Source organism: Flavobacterium sp. (assembly GCF_040379285.1).
GTDB lineage: Bacteria > Bacteroidota > Bacteroidia > Flavobacteriales > Flavobacteriaceae > Flavobacterium.
The window spans coordinates 1-15,016 of record NZ_JBEILJ010000059.1 but is presented as its reverse complement, the minus strand read 5'-3'; the positions used below and the strand labels follow the sequence as shown (position 1 = coordinate 15,016).

Below are 15,016 nucleotides of genomic sequence, written 5' to 3'. Positions count from 1 at the left end.
TCTCCCGATAGCTATCGGGACAGGTGGTCCTTGGTTCGAGCCCAAGTGGGACCACAAAAGTGCCTTTACGGCACTTTTTTTATTAAATGAAGTATATGCCATGCCTTATTGTTACATATTATATAGCCCTTCAAAGAACACATATTACACTGGTTTCACCCAAACCGATTTAACAGATAGAATCTCCAAACACAATTCAGGTTTTTACAACAAAACATATTCTTCATATTGTAATGATTGGACGCTATACTTGAGTATTGAATGCAATGATGTTAATCAAGCTATAAAAATTGAAAAGCATATTAAAAGAATGAAGAGTAAGGTTTATATCACTAATTTAAAGAAATATCCTGAAATGGTAGATAAACTTCTAGATTTATAAAAAAGCACCTGACTCTCCCGATAGCTATCGGGACAGGTGGTCCTTGGTTCGAGCCCAAGTGGGACCACAACAAAACCCTTGTGAGTATTAGTATTTACAAGGGTTTCTTATTAAAAAGTTGAGCAAAACCGAATGCTCAACTTTTTTATACCGATTTTTTGTGCGGTTTTTTTAGATTAATATGCAACCTTTTTATGTTATAAGGTTAATAAATGAAGGATTTTCTGAATAGATATAAAAGTTCTTAAACGATATGAAGGAGGCTGATGATAATAAATTGTCTTTGAAAAAGAACTTAAAAATAATGATTAAAGATTGCGGGTGTAATTGATAAATTTCATTTCTATTTTCTGCTAAAAAAATGGAAAGTTTCTTGTTTTTTGCTGGGCTGGGGAGAACAAAGTTTATGTTCTCGTTCAACGATTAAATTGAACCTGGTTGCTCAACTGATTTCTCAGCCCTACAGAGTTTTTAACGGAATTACCGACTACCCATATCCAACAACGTTCAAGGTAGATTTATAAAATAGACATCATATTCCCCCACTTCATATCCTCTTCTTCTCGTGGTGGGGTTTGCCGGTCTTTAAGACCCATCATTATCTATTACTATAATAATATAGTATTATTTGAAAAAGTAAAGGTCTTAGTGAATTTATTTTGAAAGTATCTCATACAACCTATGATTTACATAATAATTTGCCGTACCTAACTTTTCTTTTCTCAACAAACCATCATCTGCTAATTTATTTAGATATGTTGCGGCTGTAATTCTTGAAATACCTAACTCCTGTTCTAAAAATTCTATTTTAGTGTAGGGGTGTTTGAATAGATTGTTTAGTAAATCTTGGCTATAAAATTTATAATCGTTTCTAATTTTATGCTTGTATTCAATTAAGAGGTCTTTTATTTTTTCTATAACCGAAATTGTATCTTTTGATGTTTCTATTACCGCATTCAACATAAATAAAATCCATTCTTCCCATTCATCTTTATCTCTAACCTCTTGTAATAATCTGTAATAATCTCCTTTGTTGGCAATAATGTATTTACTCAAATATAAAATTGGAAGGTTTAATAAATCTTGAAGCACAAGATATAATACATTTATTATTCTTCCGGTTCTTCCATTACCATCATAAAAAGGATGTATGCTTTCAAACTGAAAATGAATTATTGCCATTTTAATCAGTGGGTCTAATCCACTAAATTCATTATCATTTATAAAAATTTCAAGATTTGCCATCAACTCATTTATTTCAGCAATATCTTGTGGTGGGGTATAAATAACCTCCCCTGTACTTGTATTTTTTAATGATGTTCCCGGAACTTTTCTAAAACCCGCATTGTTGTTTTCTAATAAGGATTGTATCTCAACAATACTATTGTTAGTAATAAGTTTTCTTTCAGAAATTAAACTAAATCCCTTTTTTAAGGCTTCAATATAATTATGAACTTCTTTGGCATTTAATGATTTTATTTCTTTAACATTCAACTCCGCTTTATATAAGTCATCGTGTGTGGTAATTATATTCTCAATTGCAGAACTATCTTTTGCCTCTTGAAGTCCTAACGTGTTTATTAAAATACTTTCGTTTGGAATACTCGTCGCAACTCCTTTCAATTCAGCTAATGACCTATGAGCCATAGCTAATTTTTTTAGAATCTCTTTTGTTTCTAAATCCTTTTCTACCGGTAATTTTTTTAACTCAAACATCTTCATATGTATAAAAAATCCAATTTTTTTATCAAAGGTAGTTATATATGATAAGAAAACGCGATTTTTTTATCAAAGCAACTTTGGTCTGTATAAAAAATGGATTTTTCTTTACATATACTAAAAGGTAGTAATAACCTCATCACATATCTTATTAGGTTATAATTTTAGGGTATACCTTTTTCTGTGATTCATCGCAAATACTCATTTAGCGCTTATTTGGCATTATTCATAATTATAGCTTGTAATTAGCCATATCCTTAAATTGTGTGACATGAAAGTCCTTTATATTAGAACATAGGGTTAGGATTTAAATTAGACACTTAAAAGCATAAAAATTATAGCTCTACAAGCTATTCTTTTTAGAAAAAAGCGCGCAATTGTACACTCCCAGTATGTATCGTCTTGGTGTTTTCCGACTGTCGGCCGAGGTAGTTGAGGTTGAGGTCTAAATATTTTGTCAAATTTTTCTGTAGCAAAATGCGCCAAGTACCGTTGCGTCCAGGTTGTAGTCCTTCCAACATTTGAAAGGCAACAGGACTATTCGTATTGCCTGAAAAGTCATTTTGGTAGTACGAATATTCACCCGTTAACGTGAACTGTTTCGACCCAATGTAATTGATGGACGCGCCAAACCGTTGTTGGTGGAGTTGCTCGCCGTCGGTAAGTATATTCTTTTTGGTTTTTTGTTCATAGAAAAGACTCACACTCGTATTGGCCGAAAACAAATACGATACTTTGGGCAACCATTGGGTGGCTTCCAATTCAAAATTTCGAGCGGCAAAGTTGTCTGAAATGCCAGTGCTTGAACTCCACGACGATTCAAAATTAAACAACCATGTTTTGCGCCACAAATGGGCGTATTGCATTTGATGGGAGCGCAGCTGATTTTCTTGTGATCCCACCGAAAGTAGGCTACGCACTTTGGTCACTAAATACGTATACGTCATGGAATGCAATTGGCGTCCTCGATTAAAAAACAAACTGTTGCGAAACGATTCATTAAGCCCCAACAAGTTTTCCGAACCGGGATCAAAAGGATTTAGATGAAAACGTTCGCCTACCCGTTGTGTTTTTTGATCAATGGTGAAGGCGGTTTGGTTGTAAAAATGGGACAGCACTTTTTTGAATCCCTTAGCATTTATCCATGCTGCTGGATTGAGAATAAGGGACTGTGAAAATTTGTTTTGATGTGTTTTTACAAAAATTTGATTGGGCAAAAATACCCGAACGTATTTGGCTAAATCGGGAAATGGGGCCACTTCAAATTCCTGTAATTCCTGAATGCCGTTTCCATTATAATCGTTCCACATATAAACGCCTTGTCCAGCATTTACCTCCAAATACGTAAATTCTTGTTGTGGCAAAGTACCCGAAGTAGTTTCAACAGCTGTCGTCACTTGAACCAACTGTCCCCAATACCGATCGTTGTAAACCAATCGGGAGTTTAACGAAGGTTCGTCAGGTCGTGACGCATCGTTGTAAGTCAATCGGCGGTAGTTGGCAAACAAAAGTAAATTGGATTTGGCGGTTTGCAACAACCGTGTTTTTAGAAAAAATCGGTTGGAAGTATTCACCCTACGTACGGCTCCATTTTGCAAACTATCGTTTTTTCGGTGGTACCAACCCATTTCTATAAAGACTTTGGTCGTATCGCCGCGTCCCACCCAAAGGCCTACTTCACGAAACCGCTGACTCAAGGCACTCAAGTTACCTGTAGCCGCGTCTTTTTCTTCATTATCCTCCCAATTCTGCTCGCCACCGACCCAATTTTTGCCCCAATGCCGCTTCACCACCGAACGATTGCGGGTGAAACGACTGTTGGTAAGCGTTCCTTGACTTTCCAGTGCACTAGCTTGTTGCACGATCCACCACTTGGTGTCGCGAAACTGTCCTTTGATGCTGTGTCGATTTCCGGAGAAAACGGTTCCCAAATCGAGGCGCTCAAATTGATACACGAAAGCACCTTTGGTTTTAAAATCAAATTCTAAGCCCGTTCCCGCCAAGAGTTGGGTTCCCGTCACGGCGGTATTCAGATTCCAATCTCGATTAAATTCAATATTGAACAAGCGCTCGACTGTTCGAAAATCTTGTTGAATCAATTGCACATTGGCCAAGGCATTGATCGAAAAGGCGCCCGTGTACAAACGCTGTTTTCCATTGAATTTCGCCGCCACGCCTTGATTGTTTCCATCATCCATGGCCGAGAAGAGGTTCAAATCGTTGTTGCTCACTCCCACTTCAAAGTCCAATGCCGTTTTTTCATTGGGTTTATATCCTCCCAACACCGTTGCAATTTGCAATTTCACGGGCGCAATCAATCGCGTGATGGGTTCGAAATTCCCTTGAGGAATACCGCCAATTGGCGCTACATATTGGTAAATTTTACCCACCGCATTGTTGTTGGCCAAAATATAATTTCCTTGATTGGCACCCACCAACGTAAAGGTGACATTGAACAAAGTATCGGAGGGATTGTTTGAAAATTCAAAGATTTCTGTGGTGCCTACGAGCACTTTTTTGTATAAAATTTTATTCTCAGAAAAAGTGTCCTCAAAGGCCGAGGGCGCTGCCATTAAGTTGAGGTTATCCCCAGCATTTTGCAACACCGCTACTTGTTCGCCCGTTAAACTTTGTTGTAACGGCTGATTTTTCACATCATTTTCTGAATACACATACCCGGCAATATTCCAATTTTCATTTTGATGATGCACGCCGCCGTAGGTAACAAATCGGGTGTAGCTACGTTCGGCATATTGGTACTCGATAACAATTCGCATCTCTGAAGTGATGGGAAAAAGGGAGGTAAAACGCACTTCACCTGCGTTGTAATCGATGATATAGTCGTTGTTTTCACCTCGGGTCAATAGAATCCCGTTGACAAAAACACGCTCCGAGCCTGAAATGACCAGCACAAACAATTCGCCGTTGTTTCCCCGCAATTTATAGGGCCCTTGATTGCCTTCTTGTCCTGTGAAACTACTTCGAGCATATTGACCGCGAACGACAGCCCCTGAGGCAAAGAGTTCGGTTTTGTTTTTGGGGCCACCTAACGTAAATCGGGTGTTGATGCCTTGCACTTTTTTGTTGAAGTTCAAAAATTTGGAATGCCGATTTTCCAGAAACAAATCCCCAGCGCGAATGCTCCATTTGTCGGAAAAAAGTTCGACGAAGATTTGATCAAATTCATCCAGACGTTGCGAGTACCCGCCATCTTGTAGCGGAATGTTGCTGTCTTGAATTGAAGCGCGCAAACTCACTTTATCCGAAATTTTCCCACTGATTTGTAGGTCCAAATTAGAATTTACCGTAGCATTTTGGTTGTTTCCAATGGTAATCCCGCGGCTAATACTCCCCGTAGTGGTAAGTCCGTCAAAAGGCTTGAAGGTACTGATGGGGTCTTTTTTTACGGTGACTAAAATTCCCGCTTCATTGGGTACGACCCGTTTGCTATCGTATTGGGCATACGATTTAGTAAGAAACTCAGGATAGGTTTGAAACCGAACCGTTAAGGAGTCTTTCGATTGAAATTGAGGAGCGAACCAGAGTTTGGCACGGGAATAATCTACGGCGTAATACGCAGTATCAATCGAATTTCCACGGGCATCGGTGAGCTGGAAGGCCGTTTTTAAAATACTCACCGGATGCAAGGTCAGGGTATCACGGGAATAGGCAATTTTTTTGCTTTTGAAAGGCCCGCCCACTTCTTGTGCCGACAAGCCCCAAAAACAACCGAAAAGTAGTACCCATGCCCAAAATATCCGCATACCCGTAATCACTCGTGTCCTTCAAAAGTAGTATTTCCTTGGTGATTATGGAACGCTAAAAATCAGGAATTATTCTTTAGTAACCAATTGAAGGGTTTCTCGTGAGGTTTGTCGCACCAAAACGGTTTTTCCTTTTTCAACCATGGTCGCGGCTTCAGGAGTAAAATGGCGAATGGTATACAAAGAAACATTTTCGTTGTAAGCGACTTTGAATTTTTTAGAAAGCACCGATTTCAGTTTTTCAAAATGGCCAAATTTATCCTCTACGCAGACGGTAAAACTAATGGCGGTGTTTTGAATTAGACTGACTTTAATTTTATATTGATGTAAAAGTGCAAAAATTTCGCTGATGTTTTCCTCCATAATAAAGGAGAAATCGATGGCCGATAACGAAATGAGCAGCTGATTTTTTTTCACAATAAAACATGCCGTTTTGGGTTCGAGATCGGCTCCCTTAGAAACGCTAGTGCCCGGCAATAAAGGATTGACAAACGATTTTACATATAGTGGAATTTCTTTGCGTTGCAGCGGTTGTAAGGTTTTGGGGTGAATGACGGAAGCCCCATAAAATGCCAGCTCAATGGCTTCTCGGTAGGAGATTTGGTGCAAAAGTGAGGCATTTTCAAAGTAACGTGGGTCGGCATTCAAAACACCGGGTACATCTTTCCAAATGGTCACACTTTCGGCACCTATGCAATAAGCAAAAATCGCTGCCGAATAATCTGAGCCTTCGCGGCCCAGGGTGGTGGTGAAATTGTTTTCATCCGAACCTAAAAAACCTTGGGTGATGTAGAGTCCTTTTTTCTTGATTTGTTTGGAAATACGCTTTTGTGTTTGATCCCAATCGACCAAAGCATCGCGGTAGGTAGCATCGGTTTTGATCAAATTGCGCACATCTACCCACTGATTTGACACCCCTTTTTCATTAAAATAATGACCGACAATGGTCGTAGAAACAATTTCGCCATAACTCACTACTTGGTCGTACACAAAGTTGTAATTGGGCGATTTGTTGCTGCGTAAAAAATATTCTAAATCGGCAAAATGACTGTTGACCGCATAAAACACCTCGTGGTTTTCATCGTCAAACAATTCCAATAAAATTTGGTTGTGGTATTTTCGAACTTCCTGAAGCGACGCGTGAAATGCTTTCGATTTTTCGAAGTAGTTCTTGATCACTTCTTCCAAGGCATTGGTTGTTTTGCCCATAGCCGAAACGATGATGACAACTTCTTCGTGTCCCACGGTTTGCAGTACATGCAACACATTTTTTACACCTTCGGCATCTTTTACAGAGGCACCACCAAATTTGAATAATTTCATGAAGATTGGGATTTAAAAAAAAGAAATCCAAAACTAAGCAATTCTTCTTTTCAGGGCGCTTAAACGGTTTAAAAATTATCCCTTTTTTTCCAAAAAAGTGGCGATACCGTTTTCGTCCATTTGTACCACACGCCAATCGGGTAATATGCGCGCTCCTGTTTTTTCATAGAAACGAATCGCAGGCGTATTCCAGTCCAAAACAGCCCATTCGATACGGCGCACTCCTTCTTCCTTTCCACGACGGATTACTTCACGGTATAACGCCATTCCAATGCCGCGACCCCGTTCGGATTCTTTGACAATCAAATCTTCCAAATGAATCGTTTTCCCTTTCCAGGTGGAATAACGAAAGTAAAAGAGGGCAATTCCCAACAAAGTATCCTGTTCTTCCGCCACCAAACATTGAAAAAGCGGCGGAACAGAGAATCCATCGCGAATCAGGTCGGCTTCGGTGATGACCACGGCTTCGGGTTCTTTTTCAAAAACAGCCAGCTCTCGAATTCGTTCGAGCACCTGCTTCATGTCGCTCGGTTGGGCGGGACGAATGGTCATTATCTTTTCTTCTTTTTAGTAGGGCGTTTTGTTGTTGGTTTTTTAACTACAGGTGCTTTGTTGTTGATGGGTTTTTGGATATACGTTTTGTAACGGTTGTCGGCGATGGCGTGTTCGCGGGCTTTTTGTGCACGACTGTTGGGGTCGGGATGCGAACTCAACATGCGGGAAATAAAATCTGATTGCCCGCCTTCGCTGAGTTTGGCTAAAATTAAAAAGGCCGATTCTACCGCATTGACATCATAGCCATGTTTTTTCATAAAGTCATAGGCAAAAGTATCGGCATCATTTTCTTGACTGCGGCTGTGTTTACTATCGACCAAAACGCTAGCAATTTGCCCTGCTTCTCCGTCGGTTACTTTACCAATTTTATCCGATTGTGAAGCGAGCGCATCCAAAACAGCACTTTTTTTCAAAGCGGCACGCATGGCATCTTTAGAATCTTCATTGACCACATGACCGATTTCATGACCAATGACTGCCAACAGTTGGTTATCGTCCATGATATCCATCAATCCCGAATATACGCGCACGCTGCCATCGGCACAGGCAAAAGCGTTGACTTCTTTGGTTAAATAGACTTTATAGTTGAGTTGTAATCCGTTTTCATTGGCGTGTTTGCCAAAAACGCGATTGAGACGCAAGGTATATCCGTCATTGGGTCCTGCTACAACGTTGGCCGAATCGAGTTTTCGAACGCCTTCTTTAGCCAAAGCGGCGGCTTGCTCATTGGAAAATGTAAATCCAGCGACGCCTTTTTGAAGGGCTCCAAGTGCCCGTTCGCCAAGGTTGATTTGCGCTGATGTAATCCAAGTGGTGGCGGTTATAGCCAAAACGGTAAAGAGATGTTTTGCTTTCATTTTCGGTTTTTAGGTCCCACAAAGATACAGGAAGTCGCGGGAAATGTGCTTAGAATTATTTTCTCAGGAATTGTCGAATTAATTCCGAAAAAATAGGATATTTGCAGCACAACTACAACGATTTCGTAAATGGAAGAACGCAACAAAACCTTAGGGGAATTTATCATTGAAAAACAAACCGATTTTCAGTATTCGACGGGCGAATTATCGCGCATTATCAACTCTATTCGATTGGCGGCCAAGGTCGTAAATTACAAAGTAAACAAAGCGGGATTGGTTGATATTGTTGGCGCTGCTGGCGAAACCAATGTGCAAGGTGAAGACCAGCAAAAATTGGATGTGTATGCCAATGAAGTATTTATTCAAACCCTTATCAATCGCGAAATTGTGTGTGGGATTGCCTCCGAAGAAAACGATGATTTTATCACGGTAGCGGGCAGCGACAATAGCCACAACAATAAATATGTGGTGCTGATGGACCCATTAGACGGTTCTTCCAATATTGATGTGAACGTTTCGGTGGGAACTATTTTTTCGGTTTTTCGACGAGTTACTCCTGTTGGAACGCCCGTTACCTTGGCCGATTTTTTGCAACCCGGTGTTAATCAAGTAGCCGCGGGGTATGTGATTTATGGTACCTCGACGATGCTGGTTTACACTACGGGGCATGGGGTGAATGGGTTTACACTCAACCCAGCCATCGGCACCTTTTACCTTTCGCATCCCAACATGCAATACCCGAAAGACGGAACCATTTATTCGATTAACGAAGGGAATTATGTACATTTTCCACAAGGCGTAAAAAATTACATTAAGTATTGCCAGCTGGAAGAAGGCGATCGTCCCTATACGTCGCGCTACATTGGGAGTTTGGTGTCCGACATGCACCGCAATATGATCAAGGGCGGAATTTATATTTATCCCACGAGTTTCAAAGCCCCCAAGGGCAAATTGAGACTGTTGTATGAATGCAATCCGATGGCTTTTATCGCAGAGCAAGCCGGTGGAAAAGCCTCCGACGGTTACCAACGGATTATGGAAATTCAACCTACCGAATTACATCAACGGGTGCCTTTTTTTTGCGGAAGCGAAAATATGGTGACGAAGGCAGAAGAATTTATGCGTGACGCGCTATAATTGTTATGTAAACTTGAAAAAAAAGTCCCGATCATGCGGGACTTTTTTGTTATTTGTACATGTGTCGCATTTCGTACACAAAGGTGTCCAAATCGGCGTTGAGTACTAATAGAGACAACGCTTTATCAACGATATACTGAACGTTTCCAGGGGTAAAGCCCAAGGCTAAGGCAAAACGCGTAAGGATTTCCTTTTGTTTTGGCCCTAATATTTTATCCGCGTAAACCATCCGTGATAAATCGTACAATCGCTCCAATCGCATCGCATACGAATAGGGAGGATTGATAGGATATTTTAAGGGATTGGCTAGAATTTCGGCATATTCTTCATCAGAAATTTCCAATTGCAAGGCCAATTTATCCAAAAAGTTTTTCTCCTCATTGGTTAAATCGCCATCGGCAATGGCCACACGAACGATGGCTGAAAAATGCCCTTTATTCCGGCTTTTGAACTCGCTGTCAAATAAATCTGCTATAGACATAATATTATTGATTTTATGCCCTAAAAATAACCCTTTTTCTGAGATATGACTAAAAAAATACCGATTTTACCACTGCATTTTTTCACTATGAAAATATATTGTAAGTTTACCCTAATTAACCATCGCTTGCAATGCTATGACTGATTTCTGGATTTTTTTTAAATTCGGTCTCGAACATGTACTCGACCTAAATGGCTACGATCACTTGCTTTTTTTGGTGGTGCTCACGGTTCCCTACACGGGAAAAGACTGGAAACGGATCCTTTTGTTGGTGTCTCTTTTTACGTTGGGGCACACCTTATCCTTATTTTTAGCGGTATTGAATATTGTTCGGGTGCAACCCACCTTGATTGAATTTCTTATTCCAATTACGATTTTGCTTACAGCGCTATATAATTTAGCAACCGCTGGAAAATCCAAGCCCAAAGAAAACCTCACCTTTATCGGGGGTATAACCTTGTTTTTTGGACTAATTCATGGTTTGGGGTTCTCCAATTATTTTAAAGATTTGCTCCCTGGGGAAGCTCCCGACAAAATGCTTCCGATGCTGGCTTTTGCATTAGGAATCGAGGCGGCGCAACTCATTATTGTTTTGGTGGTGTTGTTGCTGTCCTTTGTGTTTTTAACGCTTTTTCGTTTTTCCAAACGAGAATTTATTCTGGTTTTTTCGGCAATCGTTCTCGGAATTATCCTTCCTTTGTTGGCACAAAATCCCATTTGGGAGTCCTAATTCAACGAAAAAGTAGTATTTTAGAGACCATGAAAAAGGAGAAGTTAATCAAATACGATAAAGCGTATTTGCGCATCGCTGCCGAGTGGAGTAAATTATCGTATTGCCAACGCAAACAGGTAGGAGCCATCATCGTACGCGATCGAATGATCATTTCGGACGGATACAACGGTACGCCCTCGGGGTTTGAAAATTGTTGCGAAGATGATGAGGGTTTAACCAAATGGTATGTGCTTCATGCCGAGGCCAACGCCATTTCCAAAGTGGCGCGTTCTACCCAATCGTGTGAGAATGCAACGTTATACATTACCCTATCTCCGTGCCGTGAATGCAGCAAACTCATTCACCAATCGGGCATCAAAAGAGTGGTTTACCAAAAGGGCTATCGCGATACTTCGGGCATCGATTTCTTGATAAAGGCAGGGGTTGAAGTGGTTCAAATGGAAGAATTAGAATAAACGAAATACTCCTTTTTTAGCGTTATTTATTTTTACGGTAAACCCATGCGTATTCCTAAAATTTACATACCGATTCTTTTTTTCTCCTGTGTGGCGCTCGGCATTGTCATTGGCGGACTCGTGAATTATCCGATTCCTGCCAAAGCGACAAAGCAAGAGTACCGCAGTAAACTCAATCGGTTGTTGAATTTTATAGAGAACGAGTATGTGGATGAGGTCAAAACCGACTCCATCGTCGATGTTACGGTGACGGGTATTTTAGCCAATTTAGATCCGCATTCGGTGTATGTTACACCCCAAGAACAAACGCTGTTGGCCGATAATATGCGCGGTGATTTTGTAGGCATTGGGATTAATTTTTACACCTACAATGATTCGATTGCGGTTATCAAACCCATTCCGGGGGGACCCGCAGAAAAAGCTGGAATCCAAGCGGGAGACCGAATATTGTATGCGGGGAAAAAACCTTTATTTGGGAAAAAATTAAAATCCGAGTCGTTGTACAATACGTTGAGAGGCGAACCCTTATCCAAGATTCAACTAACCGTATATCGCAAGAAAACGCGCAAAACATTTACCACCCAAGTCGTTCGCGAGGTTATCCCTTTGAAAAGTGTGGAAGTTGCCCTTCTCCTCGATGGGAACACGGGTTATATCAAAATTGAACGTTTTGCCGAAACGACCGGAGAAGAGTTTCATCAAGCCTTGCTCCAGTTGAAAAAGGAAGGCATGCGCGCACTTATTATTGATGTACGCGAAAACGGCGGCGGGGTGATGGAATCAGCGATTGCTATTGCCGATGAACTGCTTCCCGAAAATGATTTAATCGTTTTTACCAAAAATAAAAAAGGCGCGGTTGAAAAAATGTATGCCACCGAGGAAGGTTTGTTTGAATCGGGGAAAGTAACCGTACTCATCGATGAAAATTCAGCCTCGGCGAGTGAGATTCTAGCCGGAGCTATTCAAGATAATGATCGCGGTCAAATTGTTGGTCGACGCTCTTTTGGTAAGGGATTGGTGCAACGAGAAATGAATTTTGACGACGGTTCGGCAGTGCGTTTAACCGTTGCACGCTATTTTACTCCCAGTGGCCGTTCGATACAAAAACCCTACAAAAAAGGCGAGTCCGAAGCCTACCATGGGGAATACGAACACCGCTACGAATCGGGCGAACTTACACAAAACCAAAAGGTTAAGGTAGTCGATTCACTCAAGTTTAAAACCAAGAAAGGCCGAACCGTATATGGGGGAGGCGGCATTGTTCCCGATGTTTTTGTTCCCCTAGAAAGTGCTGTGGGCGAGGAAAATGTAGCGTATGTTTTGAAAACGGGTATTGTAGGCCATTTTGTGTTTGAACAATTAGACAACAACCGCAGTCGATTTGCGGGCTGGACCTTTGAACAGTTTCAAAAAAACTATGAAACGACAGCCGACTTTTTGCCTGAATTTGAAAAGTATATGGAAAAGTCTGGACTTCAAATGCAGTGGGAAAAAAGTAAATCCCTAGTACAACGGTATGTAAAAGCCGAATTTGCTCGACAGTTGTTTGGGGATACCGCCTACTACAAATTCATTCTCCAAGAAGACCCCATGTTAAAAAAAGCGGGCGTTGCGCGTATTCGTTAGCGGTTCACGCTATCATGCACTTGCACCGGAATCCCATCGTTCCATTCGGTCAAAATATCTGTCGCTACCGAGGCGCCACTTCCTGCGGCTATAGACAATTGACTCCGCCACCCGGCTAAGGTTCCACAAACATACAAACCCGGTTTTACCACGTGATCGGTGTTGCGCAATTGCAACCGGTTTTTGTCGGGATGGGCTTTTTGATGCGGAATGATATACGATTCTACCCCAGCAATGGGAAACGGATTTCCAGCGCCAATCGCGATAACTACACGACGACTCTCCAAAATTTCGCCCGTAAGGGTTGTGATTGTAAACTGATTTAATTCGCCCGAAATCGCCCCAATTTTCAGGTTTTCGAGTTGAATGACATGCGGATACATAGCTGCCAAATGCGTTTTACTTTCCGCCAACAACGATGCTCCCGTGGTTCCAGCCGGAATACCATAGGCGTTGTTGAAAACCGCATTTTGTAATGAAGAAGCTTTTTGGTGCGTAATCACCCCAATTTTTTTGTCTGCCGCAAAAGGTTTGTGTTGTGCCGAACCCAAGAGCAAGGCACACGACATTCCCGATACGCCACCGCCAATTATGAGTACGTCAAACATGTTATTGGTTTTTCATTTTCTCTTCGATGCGCTTCGACATTTTGAAAATCAAAAGAATAAAAATGGCGCAAAACGAAGCTACGATTCCGATTAAGGCCACCAAACTGTTCCCTTCAAACGGACGGTCAAAATCCAACATCATCACATTAACGACCACTAATGCAATGGCAATAAAGATTAATAAAGTGGTAAAGATTTTCATTGTTTTACTTTCTGACGACAAATTTAATCATTTCTCGCTGTACTAAAAGAGGGCTTTAACATTAGAGGCAAATAATTTAACAGCAATCGCCAACAACACTACCCCGAAGGTTTTTCGAATAACGCCCAAACCATTTTTACCCAAAAACTTTTCAATTTTTGCCGACGATTTCAGTACGCCGTAGACCAAAATCACGTTCAAAAAAATCGCAATCACAATATTTATGGAAGCGTATTGCGACCGAAGCGAAAGCAAGGTGGTCATCGTTCCAGCCCCAGCAATCAAAGGAAACGCCAAAGGCACTATCGAGGCCGAAGTATTGGCTTCCTCTTTATAAATTTTAATTCCCAAAATCATCTCCAAGGCCAAAAAGAAAAGGACAAACGAACCCGCAACCGCAAACGAATACACGTCTGTGCCGATTAATTTCAAAAACTCTTCCCCAGCAAACAAAAAGGTAATCATGATACTACCCGCCGCCAACGACGCTTTTTCCGATTCAATATGTCCAAATTTCTGCCGTAAATCTACAATAATCGGAATCGTACCGACGATATCAATGACCGCAAAAAGCACCATACTAATGGTGACAATCTCCCTAAAATCCAAGCCCCACATACCCGTTGAAATTTTTTGCAAAAGTAAGGCATAAAAAAAGATTCAAATTTTAAATTCCCGTTAAATTTCAACCCCTTGATTTTTAATATTTTGGGCGCTCCCCCTCGGAACAAAGTCGACAATTTCTATCCGTTTTTTCGCCCTCGGGGTCAGGTCGTCCGTTGCAAGTCCGCGCTCGTTCCTCGCTGTGGGCTTTTCACTGCCACCCTTAGCGCGGTTCGGGTTAGGAATTATGAATTATGAATTATGAGTTATGAGTTAGCCTACTGATTAATGGAGTGTTCAGTATAGGGTATTGTAGTACAAAGCAACCTTTCAAAAATCAATAATCGTCAATCAACAACCGGCAACCGACAACCGACAACCGACAACCAATCCCCCTTTAGGGGCTAGGAGTCTACCGGCAACCGACAACCGACAACCAATCCCCCTTCAGGGGCTAGAGGGCAACCGACAACCGACAACCGACAACCGACAACCGACAACCAATCCCCCTTCAGGGGCTAGGAGTCTACCGACAACCGACAACCGACAACCAACAACCGACAACCAATCC

Annotated in this window: 14 protein-coding genes; 5 read left to right on the top strand and 9 right to left on the bottom strand. The window is 41.3% G+C overall.

Annotated features, from left to right (window positions below):
- A partial coding sequence (locus ABWO12_RS10710) for a GIY-YIG nuclease family protein (RefSeq protein ID WP_353088913.1) occupies positions 1-382 on the top strand: 382 nt, incomplete at its 5' end.
- Between the two features lie 654 nt (positions 383-1,036).
- Here ABWO12_RS10710 and ABWO12_RS10705 read toward each other — a convergent pair.
- The 5 genes from ABWO12_RS10705 to ABWO12_RS10685 form a co-directional block, all read right to left on the bottom strand.
- On the bottom strand, positions 1,037-2,104 hold the full coding sequence (locus ABWO12_RS10705; protein ID WP_502902930.1) for a Fic family protein: 1,068 nt from the start codon (positions 2,102-2,104) through the stop codon (positions 1,037-1,039).
- Positions 2,105-2,460: 356 nt separating this feature from the next.
- Positions 2,461-5,865: a DUF8818 domain-containing protein gene (locus ABWO12_RS10700; protein ID WP_353088910.1), complete on the bottom strand. Its 3,405-nt coding sequence runs from the start codon at positions 5,863-5,865 to the stop codon at positions 2,461-2,463.
- Between the two features lie 69 nt (positions 5,866-5,934).
- The gene (locus ABWO12_RS10695) at positions 5,935-7,188 is read right to left on the bottom strand and encodes an aspartate kinase (protein ID WP_353088909.1); all 1,254 of its coding nucleotides are present in this window, start codon (positions 7,186-7,188) and stop codon (positions 5,935-5,937) included.
- Between the two features lie 75 nt (positions 7,189-7,263).
- Positions 7,264-7,740: a GNAT family N-acetyltransferase gene (locus tag ABWO12_RS10690; protein WP_353088908.1), complete on the bottom strand. Its 477-nt coding sequence runs from the start codon at positions 7,738-7,740 to the stop codon at positions 7,264-7,266.
- The gene (locus ABWO12_RS10685; RefSeq protein WP_353088906.1) at positions 7,740-8,600 is read right to left on the bottom strand and encodes a M48 family metalloprotease; all 861 of its coding nucleotides are present in this window, start codon (positions 8,598-8,600) and stop codon (positions 7,740-7,742) included. The genes ABWO12_RS10690 and ABWO12_RS10685 overlap by 1 nt, the downstream gene beginning before the upstream one ends.
- Positions 8,601-8,729: 129 nt before the next feature.
- Between ABWO12_RS10685 and fbp the strand changes: the two genes are divergently transcribed.
- Positions 8,730-9,737 (top strand): class 1 fructose-bisphosphatase, encoded by a 1,008-nt coding sequence (fbp, locus tag ABWO12_RS10680; protein ID WP_353088905.1) that lies wholly within the window; start codon positions 8,730-8,732, stop codon positions 9,735-9,737.
- Between the two features lie 49 nt (positions 9,738-9,786).
- Here the strand turns inward: fbp and ABWO12_RS10675 are convergent, their stop codons facing one another.
- Positions 9,787-10,218 (bottom strand): tellurite resistance TerB family protein, encoded by a 432-nt coding sequence (locus ABWO12_RS10675; protein ID WP_353088904.1) that lies wholly within the window; start codon positions 10,216-10,218, stop codon positions 9,787-9,789.
- Positions 10,219-10,354: 136 nt separating this feature from the next.
- Here ABWO12_RS10675 and ABWO12_RS10670 point away from each other — a divergent pair, with 136 nt between their 5' ends.
- Genes ABWO12_RS10670 through ABWO12_RS10660 form a run of 3 tightly spaced genes read left to right on the top strand, consistent with a single transcriptional unit; the run spans position 10,355 to position 13,032 of the window.
- Complete coding sequence (locus tag ABWO12_RS10670) at positions 10,355-10,948, top strand: HupE/UreJ family protein (protein ID WP_353088903.1); 594 nt, start codon at positions 10,355-10,357, stop codon at positions 10,946-10,948.
- A 29-nt stretch (positions 10,949-10,977) separates the two neighbouring features.
- Positions 10,978-11,406: a deoxycytidylate deaminase gene (locus ABWO12_RS10665; RefSeq protein ID WP_353088914.1), complete on the top strand. Its 429-nt coding sequence runs from the start codon at positions 10,978-10,980 to the stop codon at positions 11,404-11,406.
- A 45-nt stretch (positions 11,407-11,451) separates the two neighbouring features.
- A complete protein-coding gene (locus ABWO12_RS10660) occupies positions 11,452-13,032 on the top strand; it encodes a S41 family peptidase (RefSeq protein ID WP_353088902.1) in 1,581 nt (526 codons plus the stop codon).
- On the opposite strand, the gene ABWO12_RS10655 is transcribed toward ABWO12_RS10660, so the two are convergent.
- Genes ABWO12_RS10655 through ABWO12_RS10645 form a run of 3 tightly spaced genes read right to left on the bottom strand, consistent with a single transcriptional unit; the run spans position 13,029 to position 14,460 of the window.
- The gene (locus tag ABWO12_RS10655) at positions 13,029-13,640 is read right to left on the bottom strand and encodes an FAD-dependent oxidoreductase (protein WP_353088901.1); all 612 of its coding nucleotides are present in this window, start codon (positions 13,638-13,640) and stop codon (positions 13,029-13,031) included. The two genes, ABWO12_RS10660 and ABWO12_RS10655, sit on opposite strands and share 4 nt — an antisense overlap.
- Before the next feature lies 1 nt (position 13,641).
- Entirely contained in the window at positions 13,642-13,842 is a 201-nt protein-coding gene (locus tag ABWO12_RS10650; RefSeq protein WP_073361959.1) for a hypothetical protein, read from the bottom strand.
- Between the two features lie 42 nt (positions 13,843-13,884).
- Positions 13,885-14,460, bottom strand: coding sequence for a MarC family protein (locus tag ABWO12_RS10645; RefSeq protein WP_073361961.1), 576 nt, complete (start codon positions 14,458-14,460; stop codon positions 13,885-13,887).
- Positions 14,461-15,016 lie beyond the last annotated feature (556 nt).